Below are 16,922 nucleotides of genomic sequence, written 5' to 3' on the forward strand. Positions count from 1 at the left end.
GGCGGCTGGCTTATATTGCTGATACGCAAAGCACTGAAGCAACTTGTTTCAACACACAGCAGCCCGAAGGCGGCTGGTTGTACGCAATCTCGTTTCAAAACATACACACCTTGTTTCAACACACAGCAGCCCGAAGGCGGCTGGGTCACTGGCCACATCTGCTTATGCTGCTTTGCCTGTTTCAACACACAGCAGCCCGAAGGCGGCTGGCAAACCATAGCGAGTTGACAAACCAATTTTTTGAGTGTTTCAACACACAGCAGCCCGAAGGCGGCTGGCCGGCTTAGTCGATAAAGCTGCTTTCGAGCATTTGTTTCAACACACAGCAGCCCGAAGGCGGCTGGGATTTTTGTAATGCGTATTCAGGCTATCTTGTTGCTGTTTCAACACACAGCAGCCCGAAGGCGGCTGGCGTTATCCGGGCCAAGTTGGTAACAGCTTTTATAGTTTCAACACACAGCAGCCCGAAGGCGGCTGGACAAATCAGCTATGAACCGCTCTGCGTTTTTATGGTTTCAACACACAGCAGCCCGAAGGCGGCTGGGTAAGTGAAATTATGAGTAAGGAGAATCTCCAATGTTTCAACACACAGCAGCCCGAAGGCGGCTGGATATCTCTTAACTGCCGACCTTTGCACCATTTTGGTTTCAACACACAGCAGCCCGAAGGCGGCTGGGCGGGATTATCCAGGCTCGTTACACACTTATACCAAGTTTCAACACACAGCAGCCCGAAGGCGGCTGGGGGATTATCCAGGCTCGTTACACACTTATACCAAGTTTCAACACACAGCAGCCCGAAGGCGGCTGGGGGATTATCAAGGTTTGTAACACATTTATACCAAGTTTCAACACACAGCAGCCCGAAGGCGGCTGGGGCCTCTCTCAAAAGCCTTGCTCCATCAGGTTTCACAGCACCAATTTCGCTAAGCTCCCAAGAAAAGCAGAAATGCGAGTATAACACAGCCTTTTCCGTTGCGTCCGTATTCGCAATATCCTGATTGTTAAAGAACAATCCCAGTTCGCCAACCCTGCCGCATTTTCATGAGAACCGCAGGTTGGCGATTCACACAATCAACGTATCCTTAAACACATCTACTGCCGGTCTTGCGCCGTGGTGTTCTACTTTCCGCCTCCATTTGCTGCCTAAATGGTAAAAACGCAGACTGTCGGTTTCAGGGTTGTAGATTTTCAAGAGTTTGTCTTTTAAAACAACCCACTGGTCGGGCGCGATGTCGCATTCGAACACCGAATACTGCACGCGCACGCCGTAGTCCAAACACAATTTCGCCACGCGCCGTAGCCTTGCCTGTCCGTCCGCGTCTTCCAACGAAATATCGTAAGTAATCAGCATTAGCATTTTGTATTCCCATATACAGGCTGCTTTAAAGGCCGTCTGAAAATATCCGATCCGTTTTCAGACGGCCTGCAAACCTATCTCATCAAAAACGGCGGATATTCCGCCAAATCTCCTCGCAAGTGCCGCGCCAACAGCATCGCCTGAATATACGGCAGCAGCCCGATTTCCACTTCCTCGCCCAAAAACGGATGAACGATTTTCTCCTGCTTTTTCGCCTGCAAAGCTTGGAACAACAGCTTACGCGCCTCTGCTTTTAAGCTTACCGCGCCGCTTGCCTCGGCAACAAAATCCTGTGGTTTTATTTGCCCGCGATTAATCAGTGACAACACCAACCTGTCCGCCCACCACGCGCGGAATTCTTCCAAAATATCCTGCGCCAAACTGTCGCGCCCCGGTCGGTCGGCGTGTAGAAAGCCCACCTGCGGGTCTAGCCCCACGCCTTGCAGCGCGCCGCTGATGTCCTTGCCCAACAGACTGTACACAAACGACAACAGCGCATTCACCCCGTCTCTGGGTGGACGGCGGTTACGCCCGTCAAAAGAAAAGCCGCTTTTTTCGCTCAAAAGCTGCCCGAACACGCCGAAATAACGCGCCGCCGCATCGCCCTCAATACCACGCACCACGTCCAGCTCCGCCGCGCCCTTCAACTGCCGCAGCGAAATGTTCAAAGCATCGACTGCACTTTGAATCGCCGCATTCTCGCCGTAATTGCGAATCTGCCGCTGAAGCACCCGTTTACTCGCCTGAATCTTCGCCGCAATGATATTGCGTGCAATCGGCACAGGATTTTGCTCCGACACCCGATACTGCGCCCGACGCAGCAGCACATTGCCGCTCTGCCGCCCCTGAAGCCGCCCCAAGAAACGTCCGTTTTCGGTAAAAAACGCCAAATTCACATTATTTTCACCGCAAAACCCCAGCAGAAAAGGCGACACCAGCACATTCCCAAAACAGAAAATATGCCCGATGGAATGCACCGGCAACTGCGCTACTTTCTTACGATCCTGCTCCACCACCAGCGTCTCCCGCTCCTTATGCAGATAACTGCCTTGGGTGGTGATGTAGAGCGTGTTTTGTAGTTTGCGCATGGGGGACTCCTTGGGGTTTAACCGCACTTTTTTGGGTATTTAACAGGGTTGATCCACCTGAAAAATGGTAGGTCAGACTCTTGAATCCGACATTTTCAAAATTGCAGTAATGATTTTAAATAATCTAAATATCAAACAATTGCCATACACAAATAGTCAGCATGCAGCTGAATACTTATTTCATTAGATAAGGAATTAAAAATATATGTTCATTATCTAGACTAATTGAATAAGTTATCTTAAATGATGGTAGAGTAATTAAATCTAAACTATATTCAGAAATAACATTCCCTATATTTATGTTATTTTTAACTTTATTTATATATGGAGCATCAAACTTACTAATATTTACTTCATCTGGAAAATAGCACTGAGGTATTTTCATAATTTTTTTCACTAATGGATAAATATTTATAAAATTATTATTTTTTTTAGAACAACGAATGGTTTTTAGTGACTCAATCTTTTTTATTGAATCATATAAGTTTTGTGATATAAAAAGCAAAAACCATATAATTAACCTCAGATGTTTATTTAAAGAAAACGCAGTTGTTCTACCCATATATAATTCATGTACGTTAGGATCCGGCCCTACAGCACCTTTGGTTGAGTTTTCAGAATCCACTAACTCATGCTTTCCTTCTATATAATACCCAATAACAAAATTTCCTTCCTCTTTTTCATCACGTCCTCTTATTATCCTAATGAATCGACTATTATGCTTAACTAAATTAATTTGCTTTGCAAAAAAAGATCTATATGATTCTATACTATTTAAAAACTCATTTTGAATATCATTACTTTTCATTTCGCCACTTAATTGTTTTATAATGTTTTTACATGTATCAACATGGGATATTATATTGTGTAACATATTCTCAACAAGCTCAATTAATGCCTCATTCATTTCATCATCGTAATTATTAAATTTTTCTTCTATGCAACCAATGAACAAATCAGCTACTCCCTCTATGGGTCTAAGCACTTGTTTTAAACTGTGTTTATAAGATCTAACTGGATGAAATTGTATATGATTCGCTACGGAAATAGTATTATCAACTTCCAATTTAAATAAAAATTTCTCAGCTTTAAAATTTATCTCACCATCTTCAAACCGAAATACTTTTTTACTCTTTATCATATTTTTATTAACCATAATTAATTATCCTTTATTCTATTCTGTAAAAATTCCTAATTAAGCATCACTCCCCAAACAACCCCTCCACATACCCCACACTCCTATCCCGTTTCCCCAGCAACTCCGGCTGGCAAATCTCCACCAGTGAGCAGGCTTTGCAGCGTTTGCCGTAGTCGGGTGGCGGGGTTTGATAGCTGTTTAAAAGTTCGCGCACGGCAGCGATGGTGGCAAGGGTTTGGGCGCGCAGGTCGTCTGAAAACACGACGGGGACGCGGTGGCGAGTTTGCATATACCACAGCGCGCCCTCGAAGATGGTTTGTCCCGTCATTTCTTCCAAGCACAAGCCTTGGGCGCAAAGCTGGATTTCGTCCATTGGGTCGGGTTTGGGTTTGCCGCGTTTGTATTCCACGGGTTTCAGACGGCCTGTTTTCGTATCCACTTCCACCAAATCCAGCACGCCGCTGATGCCCAACTTCTCCGCCGAAACATGCACCGTCCGCTCAAAGCGCACGCCCTTGCGCGTTTCCGGTTCGCCAGAATCCACCCGCTCATGCAGCGCCTTACCCTGCGCGGTCAAATAGTTCTCCGCCCACGCCTGCTCGTTGTGAATCAACGCACATTGGCGCGGGCAAAAGGCATAGTGTTGCAGGGCGGAAAGGGGAATCAGGCGCGTGTCCTGATTCTCCTTTTCTGCTTCTGCAATACAAGCGGTCATCTTTTCAGACATTTTTACAAATATTCTTCTACACTCACGCTATTCAGGCCGTCTGAAACCACGCTGATTTTGTAATCGCCAAAACTGCTTGCGGGCGTACCTGATTCGCCGTTTACGCGTTCAACTTTCACGGCATCAAACAATTTATGTGCAGGCTGGCTGCCGAGTGCGCTGTCGTGTTTGAAAACGATCAGTTTGCGCGCCGCCATTTCGCCACGGGCTGCGGAGCGGTCGTGTTCAAACATCAGCGTCAGGGCTTGCCAGAGTTTGGCTAAGTCGTCGTCTGAAAAACCGGTTTTGGCGGCAAGGTTGGCGGAGATAAAGCCGTGCACGCGGTAGAGCGCATAAGGGACGATGTATTTTCGCCCCATAGTGCGTTCTTTTTCCAAGTCTTTTTCGTTGGTTACCGCCATGCGGGTGATGGAAACTTCCAGCGGCACAATCGGGTCGATGGATTGGGCAAATGCCAGTTGCACCGGACCGCGCACTTGTCCGCTGTTGACTTCGGTGGTCATCACCGCGCCGAAAGTGCGGATATCAAAGAAGTTTTTACACATCCAAGCGGTAATGTCGCGGGCTTTGGCTTCGTCTTTTGGCAGTTTTTTTTCTTTAGTATTTGGTTCAATCCCTAAAGCCTCATAAGCGCGTTTGTTTTGCAGGTTTAACACGCTTTTTTCTTTGACGTAGATTTCGTAACCGGCTTCATTTTCGCTGCTGATTTCCACAAAATTACGGATTTTGCGTTTTAAGCAGACGTCAGTGACCAAGCCTTTGCTGGATTCGGGATCGAGGCGCGGCATATTGCCCGCATCGGGATCACCGTTGGGGTTGCCGTTGGTTACATCAAAAAAGTAAACAAATTCATAGCGGTTTTGAATGGCAGACATTTTCTGGCTCCTTAGTTTTCAATAGTTTCAGCGGTTTCTTTTTTAGCAAAATAGCTTTGTTTTTGATGGTAATAGCCGATGGCAAAGCGGCCTTGCTCGTCAATGCTCAAATGGCGCGGAAAGGTTTCGGGCAGTTTGGCAATGATTTCGCCCAAATCTTTATCCAAATTCACCGCCATGCCGGCTTTATCTTTACGCAAGCGCGACAAATGGTGTTTTGCACCCGACAAAAGACGCGGAAAAATGGAAAACGGCACGGCGGATGCAGAGCCGTAATAGCGGTCGGCAATGCCGGCATTTAATTCGCCCAACGCCTGATATTGGATGCGCTCCAACACGGCAAACAGCCGCCCTAAAAGATAGGCGCGATTCGGGCTTTCATTGTTCAAACTCATAGGAACTCCTTCTTCGATAAAACCTTTTCTAAAACGCCGCTCTAATACGGCTTTCATCATTGCCACGCGCAAGCCGTTCACATCGCCGTCGGCGCGGATTCGGGTAATCAGTTGCGACAGCAAACTTAAAGGATACGGCGTGCCGCAAATCACGGCGCGGGTCATTTCACCAGCCAACACAGGCGAGATATTTTCGCTTTTGCCCAGCACGGCAGTTTGCAATAAAAGTCGCCAAATAGACGGCGGCGTTTTCCACGCGCAAGGCTCAAGGGCTAAATCTTGCCAATGCTGCGCCAAATTTTCCGCCAACTGCCCAAACGTTGTGTCCAGCCAAAACCGAACAGAAATCCGAGCGGCATTAGGGGCAAGCCCTAAGATATAAAAACGGGTATTGGGAGAGAGTTCGGGCGCAATTTCTTGCAGCGGACGACCTTTACCCATTTGTTCTAACACTTTGAAAACTTTGGCGCTTTCTTGTTCATCATCCGGCGGCGTGAACACTTGCGCGAAGAAGCCCTCGGCAGCCTGCGCAGTTGTGCTATCGTCCGCTTCCGCCCAAAAGACCGTGCTGGTATCGCCAATGGTCAGGCAGTGATTATTCGCTTCTTGATTACGTTGGCGCAACAGATAGTTCAGTGCAGTGGTGTAGGCAAACGCGGATTGTTCGGAAACAGGCGCATTTGCGCCTTGCTCCTTGCCGAAAGAGACAAAGGCTTCTTTGTTGAATGAGATAATCGAGCCGCCGGAGCTTTGCCCGCCAAACACGCCTTTAATCGCCGGATGCAGCCTTGCAATTGGGGCAGTATCGCCACTAATCAGGCACAGGCCTTCGAGCGCTTCATCGCTTTTCAGGCAGCCTGCCCACAAGCTTTGCGCAGCTTCGCGTTTATGGATAAGTGCGGTTGGTTTTTCAAGAGAAAATGCGATGTTGGCATCCAGCATTTCGGCAGGCAGATTTTCAGCAGCGAAATTTTCAGGTAGCCAGTTTTGCAGAAAACGACACAAGGCTTGCAAGTCTTCATCGTCGCTGTTTTGCAGTAAAGCAAGATGGTATTGCTTAAAGGCTTCAAAGGTTTTTTCAGACGACGTAAACGGTTTTTCTTTGACTTCAGCTTTGTTTTTATTGGCTTCCACGCCGAGCGTATAAGCAGTTTTATCCCACAAAAAATTCGGCTTGATGCCCGATGTGCGTTTTTCAGGGCGCGGCACGCTCATCAGCTTCGGCTGCGGCTTTTTATCGGCAGTCAGATTCGGCACAACGGTTTTCAGACGGCCTTCTTTATCCAACACCAAAATCCAGCCGATTTTCTCCTCGCTAAAGCCATAAGGCGGCACTTTCGGGTTGCCCATTTCATCGGTTTCCGCTGCCAAACGGCGGTAATAGCGGGCAAGGGATGCAAGAATCATGCTTTTACCTCCTCGGCGTAAAACGGCGGCACATCAATCACGCCGTCTTTCATTTGCGCGCGGAAAAAATGCGGCGTGTTGCCGTGGTCAAAATCAATATCATGCAACATCCAGCCCAAATCGCGGTTTGCCTCGCTTTCCGATAACGCCGACAGCGGCAGCGGTTCGCCCTCGTCAATCAACGCAAAATCGGCAGGAAATTCACGCACGCCCAAACAAGGCTGCTGAAAGCATTGCCCCTTTTTCGCACGACGTTTGAACATCTCAATATGCTTGGTAACGGTCTCATCCGCCCCCGCTTTTGCCGTCAGCACCGCATGGGCTTCAATCACATAAGCCACGTCTTTAAGCACCGTCGCCGCGCGCTGCTGGCGGTCGTCTTCAATCAGCGTATATAAATCGGCAACGCTTTTACGCTTCATCGCACCGCTAACCTTACCCGCCGAAATCTTGCCGCCCAACTCATTGCGCCGCACCGACTCAAACCGAATCGGTTTCAACACATAAATCCGGTCAATCACCCACCGAATCGCCGGCTTCCAATGCACCGCCGCCAAAATCCCGCGCGCCGCCGACGGCGTGATGACATCATAAGATACCCGCTCCACCTTCATCTCCGGACGGGTAAAACAGGCATAATCGCCCCAAATGTGTAGGCGGATTTGGTTCATTTGGTTCTCCTTTTTGTACACACGCCCCTTCACAAAGAAGGGGCGGATTAGCTGACTAATCTAACTACTTTAGTTTCAATCCACGCACGGTTAAGTGCGAAAAGTTTTCAGACGACCTAAAAAACAACGGAAAAACTGACCGCACTTTTCTGTTATCAATTAAACATCGTCTTCATCTGATGAATCATCATTTTTTCTTGGCACGTTCTTATTTGTTACCTGAGCAACCTTAGTTGATTCTTGCTCCTTATTCATCGCATTTCTTGCAAGTTCCTTCACGTTATCTGGAAAACTTGGAATTTTAGACATGGCTTGTTTAACAATATTTGATGAAGCTAACTCATGCCAAGGACTCCCATGATTTTCAGCTTCAACCAAGCGTAAAGGTAATTCATCTAATCGAGTTAAAGCAGAACTAAGCAATTTAGCTTCCATTTCTTTATCGAATCTCGTAGTTTCTTTACGGAAACCTTCATAAGCACGAGAAACAGAGGCTTTAAAGGCGTAATCTTCCGATAATTTAAACCGTTGCCCAATTTGTTTGGTTGCCAACCAAGAGAACCATATTGGTGCACCAATTGACAAAATTGCCATAATGAAATTGATAGACATACTTAAACTAGAAATATCCTTCTGTGCCATTAACTCTAGTAACTTTTGTAATTGAACTGATCCAAAGTAACCACCTGCACCAAGCGATAAAACCAATCCACCAACCCATACCCACATAGATTTAGATAAACTATCAGAGCGTTCGGAAAAGGCCGCTGCTAACCCCACACTTGTAGCTGCAGCATAGGTACTTTTACATTCTTCTAATATATCTTTGGCTTCTTTAGAAGCATCTTTTAATTCTGCTTGAAGTTTTTCAATTTCAGTTTTAGCAGATAAAGCTGCCGCTTTATCTGCAGTAGATTCAGTTACTAATTTACCGATAGTCTCCCTAGCTTCCTTTAAGGATGCCAAATCTGTAGGTAATTGCTCTGCTGTTTCATGAGCTTGTTCTATACTGGAAACCATATCCTTTAATGGGGATGTTCTAGGCTCAAGTTCATTCAGACTGGCTTCTAAACTTCGGACTCTTCTTCTTTGGTTTCTTAATTGAATAGCTAACTCTTTACTGTCATCTTTAATTAAAAAAGGTTCTAAGGCTGTCTTTAAAGCATGAATTGTAATGATGTAAGCGGGAACAGCTTCATACGGACTTTGCCAGATTTCAGGTACAGTATGAGATTTTAAAAAATCTAGTGCTTTTAAATATCGTGCTAAAGTTCCATTTTTATCATCAATTTCATCACTACCTTTGTTATCGATAAGAGAGATTAGATTCTTCGTTTCTGTAATTAACTCAGCTTTTGTTATTCCGGGGAGTGCCCAGTGGTCGTGAGCGTAATTAAAAGCCTCATCACTAGAAACAGAAGATTCTAATTCTTTAATGATGTTATTTAATTCATTTTTAATATCTAACAAAGTTTGGTTCATAACGTTTCCTTAAGGTTATAGATAATATTGCGGAACATATTATTCCCGCCCTCAGCAATCAACTTCTAGGGAAGTTAAATAAAAAATCTAAACTTAAAATATCAAGCCCTCCTCTTTTATAAAATTAGTATCCTCCCAACTCAGCCCCGCCACGTCATCATACAAATCCAGCCCAATCAGCATATAAAACTGTTTGCCGAAGTTTTTCTCGTTAATCGGTTCGATACGCCCTGCTTTATACAAGGCGGCGAGGGCTTTTTCGGGGATTTGGACGGTATAGGGTTGCAGTTTGCGTAAGAGTCCGCCGATGTGGTCGGCGTGGTGCAGGCTGCTAATGAGGTTTTCGGCATCAACATCGAACGGAATAATCAGCGGCTGCATATGGCTTTCAATCATGCGGAACTTGTCAGCGATGGTTTGGAATGGGAAATCGAGGCTTTGCCCTGTATCGTTGTGCATTTTCAGGATTTTTTTATTGTCCAGTTCGCTGCCTTTTAATTGATAAAGCTCAGCGAAATAGGCGGCGACGGCTTGGGTGGATAAGAGGTCGTCTGAAAAGCTGTCGGCGGTCAGGCGCATAACGGCGGCTTGGGCGGCAAGTTCAGGTGGGGCTTTCCATTGTTCTTCGGGCGCAAATATCCAGACAAAGCTGTTTTCAGACGGCCTTTTGCCTTCGCGGTTACAGCGTCCGGCAGCTTGCGCAACGCTGTCTAAACCTGCTTCGGCGCGCATCACCAGCGGAAAATCCACATCAACGCCGGCTTCAATTAAAGAGGTGGCGATGACGCGGCAGGGTTCGCCCTTTTTCAGACGGTCTCGGATTTCATCGAGCTTTTGGCTGCGGTGTTTGGCGCACATTAAGGTAGTCAGGTGGAACGTGCCGTCAAGGTGTTTGGCTTGGTCGTATAGGCTGCGGGCATGGCGACGGTTATTGACGATGACGAGCATTTGCGGGTGTTCGGCAAATTTGGCGAGCAGGTCGGCGTCGGTTTGTGTGCCGATGTGTTGCACGGTGGTGCGGCGCAGTCTGTCGAAAAGTGCGGTCGGTTTTGGGGCAATTTCGCGCACGTTTTCAAAGCCGCGATAGAAGCCGTTTTCGGCTTGCACGGCTGGCTGGGTGGCGGTGCACATGACGATGCTGCAGCGGTAGTTTTGCGCCAATTCTTTGATGGCTTGCATGATGGGCAGCAAAAGATTGAGCGGCAGCATTTGCGCTTCGTCGAGGATGATGACGGAGCCTGCGATGTTGTGCAGTTTGCGGCAGCGCGAGGAGCGGTCGGCAAAGAGGGATTCGAAGAATTGCACGGCGGTGGTCACGATAATCGGCGCATCCCAGTTTTCCGAGGCAAGGCGCAATTTGTCTTTGGTGGCCTCATTTTGCAGTTTGCCGTCGTCGAAGGTACTGTGGTGTTCCAGCACGGCTTGTTCGCCCAATTCGCCAAAGGCTTTGCGGAATTCGGCGGCATTTTGTTCGATGATGCTGGTGAAAGGGATGACGTAAATCACGCGACGCATGCCGTGATGTTTGGCGTGTTCCAGTGCGAATGCCATGGAAGTGAAAGTTTTTCCGCCACCGGTAGGCACCGTGAGCGTGAACAGCCCTTGCGCTTGTGTCGCTTGTTCTACGGCGTAATCGAGAATTTCACTGCGTAGGCGGTTTAAAGCGGCATTGCGTTTTTCGGCTTCGGTTTTCTTTGGAGTTTGAGCGATACGTCGTCTGAAATCGTTGATGAATTGATTGAAATTGTGTTGTAAGGCGTTTAAATCGGGATAACCGCCTCGCTCGACGGCTTTGTTTTCTAGGTTTGAATAAAAGGCTTCGGTGTCGAGATAATCGGCATCCACCAAGCAGGAATAGAGCATTCGGGTGAAGAAGGCGTAGGAGAAAAAAGGATGATGCGCGTCGGCTTTGAGTAGCGGTGCGGACAGGGCTTGAGGGAGCTTGATTTCTTGTTGCCACAGATTATCGAGAGCGGGAATATCTTCGCCAAATTGCAAAGCTAGACGCTGTTTCAAAGTACTGCGGTTATCGCCCTCACCACATCCATTAGCCAACCCTGCATGATGCCCCGCAATGCAAAACGCCATTAACTTACCGATAACATTTCCCCAAAGCTCAACGGCAATTTTGGCTCCGGCGGTAGCATGATCGACTGATGCGCCGCCATGCAATCGGCGGTTAAAGGCTTCTGAATATTTCCCTAAGTCATGCAGCTGTCCCGTCTGGCAGGCCTGTTCCTGCGCCCCGAATACTCGCGCAAACTCCGCCGCCATTTCGCCAACATTTACCGAATGGCTTTGCAAGGTTTGCCAATGTTCGTAAGGCAAGAGATTGCCGAGTTTATCTTGCGCGGAATGGGCGTAGTAAATTAGGGGTTTCATATTGAAATTCTAAAAAATTCAAATTGATACATATGCAATGATAATATGATATTAAATTTAATATGTAAATAGAAAAAATGCCGTCTGAAACTTTTTCAGACGGCATTGTCATTTATTAATCTTTATAACTTGCTTCTAATATCCTCTACTGCTTTCACTAAAGCCTCGGAAAGCAAAGGATCAAAAGAAGAATGGCCTGCTTGGACGATTCTCAATTCCGCTTCAGGGAAGGCTTGCGAGAGCTCCCACGCGCTTTGCATCGGGGTGCATAGGTCGTAGCGGCCTTGGACGATGATGGTTGGGATATGGCGGATTTTGTCGATATTTGCCAAGATGGCTTTATCGCCCTGCAACCAGCCTTCGTTCACGAAGTAATGGTTTTCCATTCTTGCGATGGCAAGGGAGGCTTGCGGATCTTCATCCACGTCTTTAGGTTCAAACTGAATAAGGTAGCTTTCCCAGTCTGCCCATGATTTGGCTGCTTTGAGGCGTGTGGCTTCATCTTCGCTAAACAGCATTTCATGGTAGGCTTTAATTAGGGCTTGGCGTTTGTTTTCGGCCACGGGGGCAATGAATTTTTGCCATTGGGCCGGATAAATTTGGCTTACGCCGCCTGCTTCGTTCAACCATGCCATTTCAGACGGCCTGCACAGGAAAATACCGCGCAAAACTAAGCCGCTGACGCGATCGGGATGGGTTTCGGCATAAGTCAGCGACAAGGTGCTGCCCCATGAGCCGCCGAAAACCAGCCATTTTTGAATACCGAGCATTTCGCGCACTTTTTCAATATCGGCAACCAAATCCCATGTGGTATTGTCTTCGATACAGGCATAGGGTTTGGAACGTCCGCAACCGCGTTGGTCGATAATAACGATGCGGAAATGCTCTGGATTGAAAAAGCCGCGACAGGCAGGTGATGCGCCTGCTCCGGGGCCGCCATGCAGGAAAATCACGGGGTGGCCATCAGGATTGCCTGATTCTTCCCAGTAGATCTCGTGAATGTCGGATACGCGCAAAAGGCCGCTATTTCGTGGTTCTTGAATCGGATGCATGAGCTTTCTCCTTTGTCTGATGAATATGTTGATTGTAACACTTTGCCTTCTGATTTTTCAGACGGCCTACATAGGTTTGGCGCCATAAATGGCGTAAAATACCACTTTTTTGACAGGATTATTTATGTCTGACAACAAACAAACACATGCTGCACCCGAAGGACAACTTTTATTGCGTACGGTAGCCATGCCGCGTGATACCAATCCTAATCAGGATATCTTCGGCGGCTGGATTATGTCGCAAATGGATCTGGGCGGCGGTATTTTGGCGGCAGAAATCGCACAGGGACGAATTGTAACCGTGGCTGTTCAAGAAATGAATTTCATCAGACCGGTAAAGGTCGGCAACGTCGTGTGCTGCTACGGTCATTGCGTCCGAGTAGGCAATACTTCTTTGCAACTGAAAATCGAAGTGTGGGTGAAGACTTTGATGAACGATATGGTAACGGAAGACCGTCAACTGGTCACCGAAGCCGTGTTCACTTACGTCGCCATCGATTCACAAGGCAATCCGCGCCCTATTCCTCGCGAAGGCAATGCAAAGCTGGCACATTTGTAAGTTTAAAAATTCAAAACAAGGCCGTCTGAAACCTCAACGTTCAGACGGCCTTTTTTAATACAGAAGCAAAATGTAATAATATTTCTTTTGAGCTAAAGCAAGGCGAAGTATCTGTTTTTTAGGTTTAATTCAGGCTGATTGATAAGACAAAGACCATACACCGGCTTCCTATAACACTGCCCTACCGCGACAGTTTGCGCCACTTTTGAAACGGCGTTTCCTCCTCAACCCACTTTAAGGAACATCATGGCTTCGCGCGATTTATACCCACAGGAAATTTTACAGGTTGTTCTCGACAAAAGCTGCGCCAAAGCACAATCCAGCATCCCTACACTGGCAATCTTAAGCGTTTTGGCCGGCGGATACATCGGCTTCGGTTATCTTGCCTATTTAAAAGTAGTCAGCGGCATTCCGCACGAATGGGGCGGAGTTGCGACTTTACTCGGTGCCGCCGTGTTCCCAATCGCTTTGATTTGTATCCTGCTTGGCGGTGGCGAGCTGGTAACCAGCAATATGATGATTATGTCTTTAGGCAGATTGGCCGGACGGATTTCCTCCAAAATGCTGCTGCGCAACTGGGTTATCGTCTGCATGGGCAATTTGGTAGGCACGCTGGCAATGGCTTTTTTCCTTGGATACTATGTCGGCATGATTGAAGGCAGCGTGGCAGAAAAAACCATTGCTGTGGCGGAAGCAAAAGTCCATATGGATTTCGGCCGCGCTTTTGTATCGGCAGTCGCATGTAACTGGATGGTCTGCATGGGCGCGTGGCTGCATTTTGCCGCTAAAAACACAACTGGACGAATGCTGGCCATTTGGTTCCCCGTCATGATTTTCGTATTAAACGGCTTCCAACACCTTGTCGCCAATATGTTCGTTATCCCAGCGGGTATTTTGGCAGGTGCAAACATCACATGGGGGCAGTTTTTCTTCAACATGATTCCCGTATTCCTGGGCAATGTCATCGGTGGCGCATCCTTTGTCGGCGCATCTTATCTTTATACTTATAGAGACACGCTGAAAGATAGTACCGAATAGTCCTGCTTTAGAAACAACAAAACCTGCTTTGAGAAAGCAGGTTTTGTTTCAGACGCCATTGGTATTAAGTTTTAAAATCCATTCGGACACATTATTCAGATAAATCATCCAAACGAAAAAAGAGTCGTTTTTAAAACGGCTCTTTCCAATTTTTTGGTCGGAGTGAAAGGATTCGAACCTTCGACCCCTTGCACCCCATGCAAGTGCGCTACCAGACTGCGCCACACTCCGACTCGATAAGCTGTGAATTTTAGTTTCAAACGCTGATTTTGACAAGTGCTTTTTAGAAAAGGAAATTTACTCGTTTGAAAACATTTGAATTATTTGTAAGCAAAAAAAGGCCGTCTGAAATCATTCAGACGGCCTTTGATTATTCAGTCAAATATCAAGCTTCAACCGGAATAATACCGATTTTTGCCTGCCATTGTTTTGGTGCAATGGCGTGAACCGATTCACCATTGCTATCCACCGCAACGGTAACAGGCATGTCTTTGACTTCAAATTCGTAAATCGCTTCCATGCCCAATTCTGGGAACGCCAAGACTTTAGATGCTTTAATGGCTTTGGCAACCAGATATGCCGCGCCACCGACAGCCATTAGATAAACGGCTTTGTTATCGGCAATGGCTTGGCAAGTTGCTGCGCCGCGTTCGGATTTGCCGATCATACCCAAGAGGCCGGTTTGTTCCAGCATTTGACGGGTAAATTTATCCATACGGGTGGAAGTAGTCGGACCGGCTGGGCCAACAACTTCGTCACGGACTGGATCAACCGGGCCAACGTAGTAAATCAGTTTGTTGATGAAATCTACCGGCAATTCTTCGCCTTTGTTGAGCATATCAACCAAACGTTTGTGCGCGGCATCGCGGCCGGTCAGGATTTTACCGTTCAGCAACAATACATCGCCGGTTTTCCATGTGGCCACTTCTTCTTTGGTCAGATTGTTGACATCGACACGTTTGCCGTTGTCAGGGCTGTAAGTCAGATCCGGCCAGTCTTCCAAAGACGGGGCTTCCAGTTTGGCCGGGCCTGAGCCGTCCAATTCAAATTCGATATGGCGAGTAGCTGCGCAGTTTGGAATCATGGCAATCGGTTTGGAAGCCGCGTGGGTTGGGTAATCAAGGATTTTGACATCCAGCACGGTGCTCAAACCGCCCAAACCTTGTGCGCCGATGCCCAAGGCATTTACTTTTTTGTAGAGTTCCAAGCGCAGGGCTTCGGTTGTAGACAATTCTGCACCGGAATCGGCTTTTTCTTTGAGTTCCTGAATATCGATATGGCTCATCAGGCTTTCTTTGGCCATCAAAACTGCTTTTTCAGGCGTACCGCCGATACCGATACCCAAGATGCCCGGAGGACACCAGCCTGCACCCATTTGAGGAACGGTTTTCAATACCCAATCAACGATATTGTCTGAAGGGTTGAGCATGGCAACTTTGGTTTTGTTTTCAGAACCGCCGCCTTTGGCTGCACAAGTAACTTCGACTTTGTCGCCTTTTACGATTTCCATGTGTACAACGGCAGGCGTGTTGTCTTTGGTATTTTGACGTTTGCCAGCCGGGTCGGCCAATACAGAGGCGCGCAGTTTGTTGTCAGGATAGGTGTATGCACGGCGTACGCCTTCGTTAACCATTTCCTGTACGCTCATCTCGGCATCCCACTGTACATCCATGCCCACTTTCAAGAATACGGTCGCAATACCGGTATCCTGACAAATCGGACGATGGCCTTCAGCACACATACGGCTATTGACCAAAATCTGCGCCATCGCATCTTTGGCGGCAGGGTTCTCTTCTTTTTGGTAAGCCTTGTATAAAGCCTGAATGTAGTCTTTAGGATGGTAGTAGCTGATGAATTGGAAAGCGTCGAAAATACTTTGGATAAAGTCTTCTTGCTTGATGACGGTCATGATTGTGTTCCTTTTCGGAGTCATGGTAGGGAGGATTTGTTTATTTCTTAAGAGACCGATTTTTTCAGACGGCCTTCAATAGTGTAATAGTGCTTTCAAATGAATAATCCAGACAATATCATTTTCATACCTTATTGATTTAAATAGAATTTAATATCGCATTAAATCACTTGGTTATTGATAACCCATATCTACTGGCTATTCACTTACATAGAAATAAAATTACATTATTTTTAAATGATAATCTTATTCCAAGGCCGTCTGAAAATGCTTGCCTTAAGTATCTGAGAAAAATTTAGTATCCTGTATTTAAAAGGAAACTACCTAAATTTCAGACGGCCTTTTTTATTCTTCAATACAATACACAATTGTAAAATCCGTGTCATTTTCTCCCTCAATCTTCTTGACTGATATCAAACTTGTTTGATCTTCTGAAATTTTATAACAATCTTTTCACTTGCTTGCCTATCAGAACATTATTCAATATATACAACAATCTATGCAAAATTATCTGATATATAATAATGATTTTTACTAGTAAATAGACGAATATTTCAAAATTTACATTAAAAAAGTAATTTTATTTTACCTTTAAAATTAAATAAATATAATAATTTTGTCTAAATAATAGGCATATTTTATTTACAATCCTTCCTATATGAAACCTTAGATTGCCCCTATCATCAAAACCACTAAATTCTGAACACTTCGCCTTATATAGATAAACATTGATTTTAAAAGAATTTCTGAGTAAATCACTTGGATATTTTCCTCATACGCAATAAATGTAATAAAAATACAATTAATCAAATTACCCACTATTCCAACTTCCAATTTCAC

Annotated in this window: 13 protein-coding genes, 1 tRNA gene and 1 CRISPR repeat array (1 of these 15 only partly in view); of the genes, 2 read left to right on the plus strand and 12 right to left on the minus strand. The window is 46.3% G+C overall.

Annotation, left to right across the window (positions count from 1 at the left end; genetic code table 11):
• Positions 1 to 876: direct repeats of the CRISPR family, unit length 32 nt (it extends 1,423 nt beyond the left edge of the window).
• Between the two features lie 189 nt (positions 877 to 1,065).
• The 10 genes from cas2 to pip form a co-directional block, all read right to left on the minus strand.
• Positions 1,066 to 1,359 (minus strand): CRISPR-associated endonuclease Cas2, encoded by a 294-nt coding sequence (gene cas2, locus ACTHSN_RS04580; protein WP_070460254.1) that lies wholly within the window; start codon positions 1,357 to 1,359, stop codon positions 1,066 to 1,068.
• A gap of 74 nt (positions 1,360 to 1,433) precedes the next feature.
• Positions 1,434 to 2,447: a type I-C CRISPR-associated endonuclease Cas1c gene (cas1c, locus tag ACTHSN_RS04585; RefSeq protein WP_107768953.1), complete on the minus strand. Its 1,014-nt coding sequence runs from the start codon at positions 2,445 to 2,447 to the stop codon at positions 1,434 to 1,436.
• A gap of 175 nt (positions 2,448 to 2,622) precedes the next feature.
• A complete protein-coding gene (locus ACTHSN_RS04590; RefSeq protein ID WP_107768952.1) occupies positions 2,623 to 3,603 on the minus strand; it encodes a hypothetical protein in 981 nt (326 codons plus the stop codon).
• A gap of 46 nt (positions 3,604 to 3,649) precedes the next feature.
• A complete protein-coding gene (gene cas4 / locus ACTHSN_RS04595) occupies positions 3,650 to 4,300 on the minus strand; it encodes a CRISPR-associated protein Cas4 (RefSeq protein ID WP_107769078.1) in 651 nt (216 codons plus the stop codon).
• Between the two features lie 14 nt (positions 4,301 to 4,314).
• A complete protein-coding gene (gene cas7c / locus ACTHSN_RS04600; RefSeq protein ID WP_107768951.1) occupies positions 4,315 to 5,187 on the minus strand; it encodes a type I-C CRISPR-associated protein Cas7/Csd2 in 873 nt (290 codons plus the stop codon).
• Between the two features lie 11 nt (positions 5,188 to 5,198).
• A complete protein-coding gene (gene cas8c / locus ACTHSN_RS04605; RefSeq protein ID WP_107768950.1) occupies positions 5,199 to 6,989 on the minus strand; it encodes a type I-C CRISPR-associated protein Cas8c/Csd1 in 1,791 nt (596 codons plus the stop codon).
• On the minus strand, positions 6,986 to 7,660 hold the full coding sequence (gene cas5c / locus ACTHSN_RS04610; RefSeq protein ID WP_107768949.1) for a type I-C CRISPR-associated protein Cas5c: 675 nt from the start codon (positions 7,658 to 7,660) through the stop codon (positions 6,986 to 6,988). Before cas5c ends, cas8c begins: the two co-directional genes overlap by 4 nt.
• Positions 7,661 to 7,819: 159 nt before the next feature.
• Positions 7,820 to 9,142, minus strand: coding sequence for a hypothetical protein (locus ACTHSN_RS04615; RefSeq protein WP_107768948.1), 1,323 nt, complete (start codon positions 9,140 to 9,142; stop codon positions 7,820 to 7,822).
• 93 nt (positions 9,143 to 9,235) lie between these two features.
• Positions 9,236 to 11,524 (minus strand): CRISPR-associated helicase/endonuclease Cas3, encoded by a 2,289-nt coding sequence (locus ACTHSN_RS04620; protein WP_107791806.1) that lies wholly within the window; start codon positions 11,522 to 11,524, stop codon positions 9,236 to 9,238.
• Between the two features lie 122 nt (positions 11,525 to 11,646).
• Complete coding sequence (gene pip / locus ACTHSN_RS04625) at positions 11,647 to 12,576, minus strand: prolyl aminopeptidase (protein WP_070460276.1); 930 nt, start codon at positions 12,574 to 12,576, stop codon at positions 11,647 to 11,649.
• Positions 12,577 to 12,700: 124 nt separating this feature from the next.
• Here pip and yciA point away from each other — a divergent pair, with 124 nt between their 5' ends.
• Both yciA and ACTHSN_RS04635 read left to right on the plus strand, forming a co-directional pair.
• Positions 12,701 to 13,135: an acyl-CoA thioester hydrolase YciA gene (yciA, locus tag ACTHSN_RS04630; RefSeq protein ID WP_003680677.1), complete on the plus strand. Its 435-nt coding sequence runs from the start codon at positions 12,701 to 12,703 to the stop codon at positions 13,133 to 13,135.
• A 246-nt stretch (positions 13,136 to 13,381) separates the two neighbouring features.
• Positions 13,382 to 14,173: a formate/nitrite transporter family protein gene (locus ACTHSN_RS04635; RefSeq protein ID WP_070460278.1), complete on the plus strand. Its 792-nt coding sequence runs from the start codon at positions 13,382 to 13,384 to the stop codon at positions 14,171 to 14,173.
• Between the two features lie 154 nt (positions 14,174 to 14,327).
• On the opposite strand, the gene ACTHSN_RS04640 is transcribed toward ACTHSN_RS04635, so the two are convergent.
• Positions 14,328 to 14,404, minus strand: a tRNA-Pro gene (locus ACTHSN_RS04640).
• 154 nt (positions 14,405 to 14,558) lie between these two features.
• Entirely contained in the window at positions 14,559 to 16,082 is a 1,524-nt protein-coding gene (locus tag ACTHSN_RS04645; protein WP_070460281.1) for a fumarate hydratase, read from the minus strand.
• Positions 16,083 to 16,922: the final 840 nt, after the last annotated feature.

Source organism: Neisseria sp. P0009.S010 (assembly GCF_051958545.1).
Classification (GTDB): Bacteria; Pseudomonadota; Gammaproteobacteria; order Burkholderiales; family Neisseriaceae; genus Neisseria; species Neisseria subflava_A.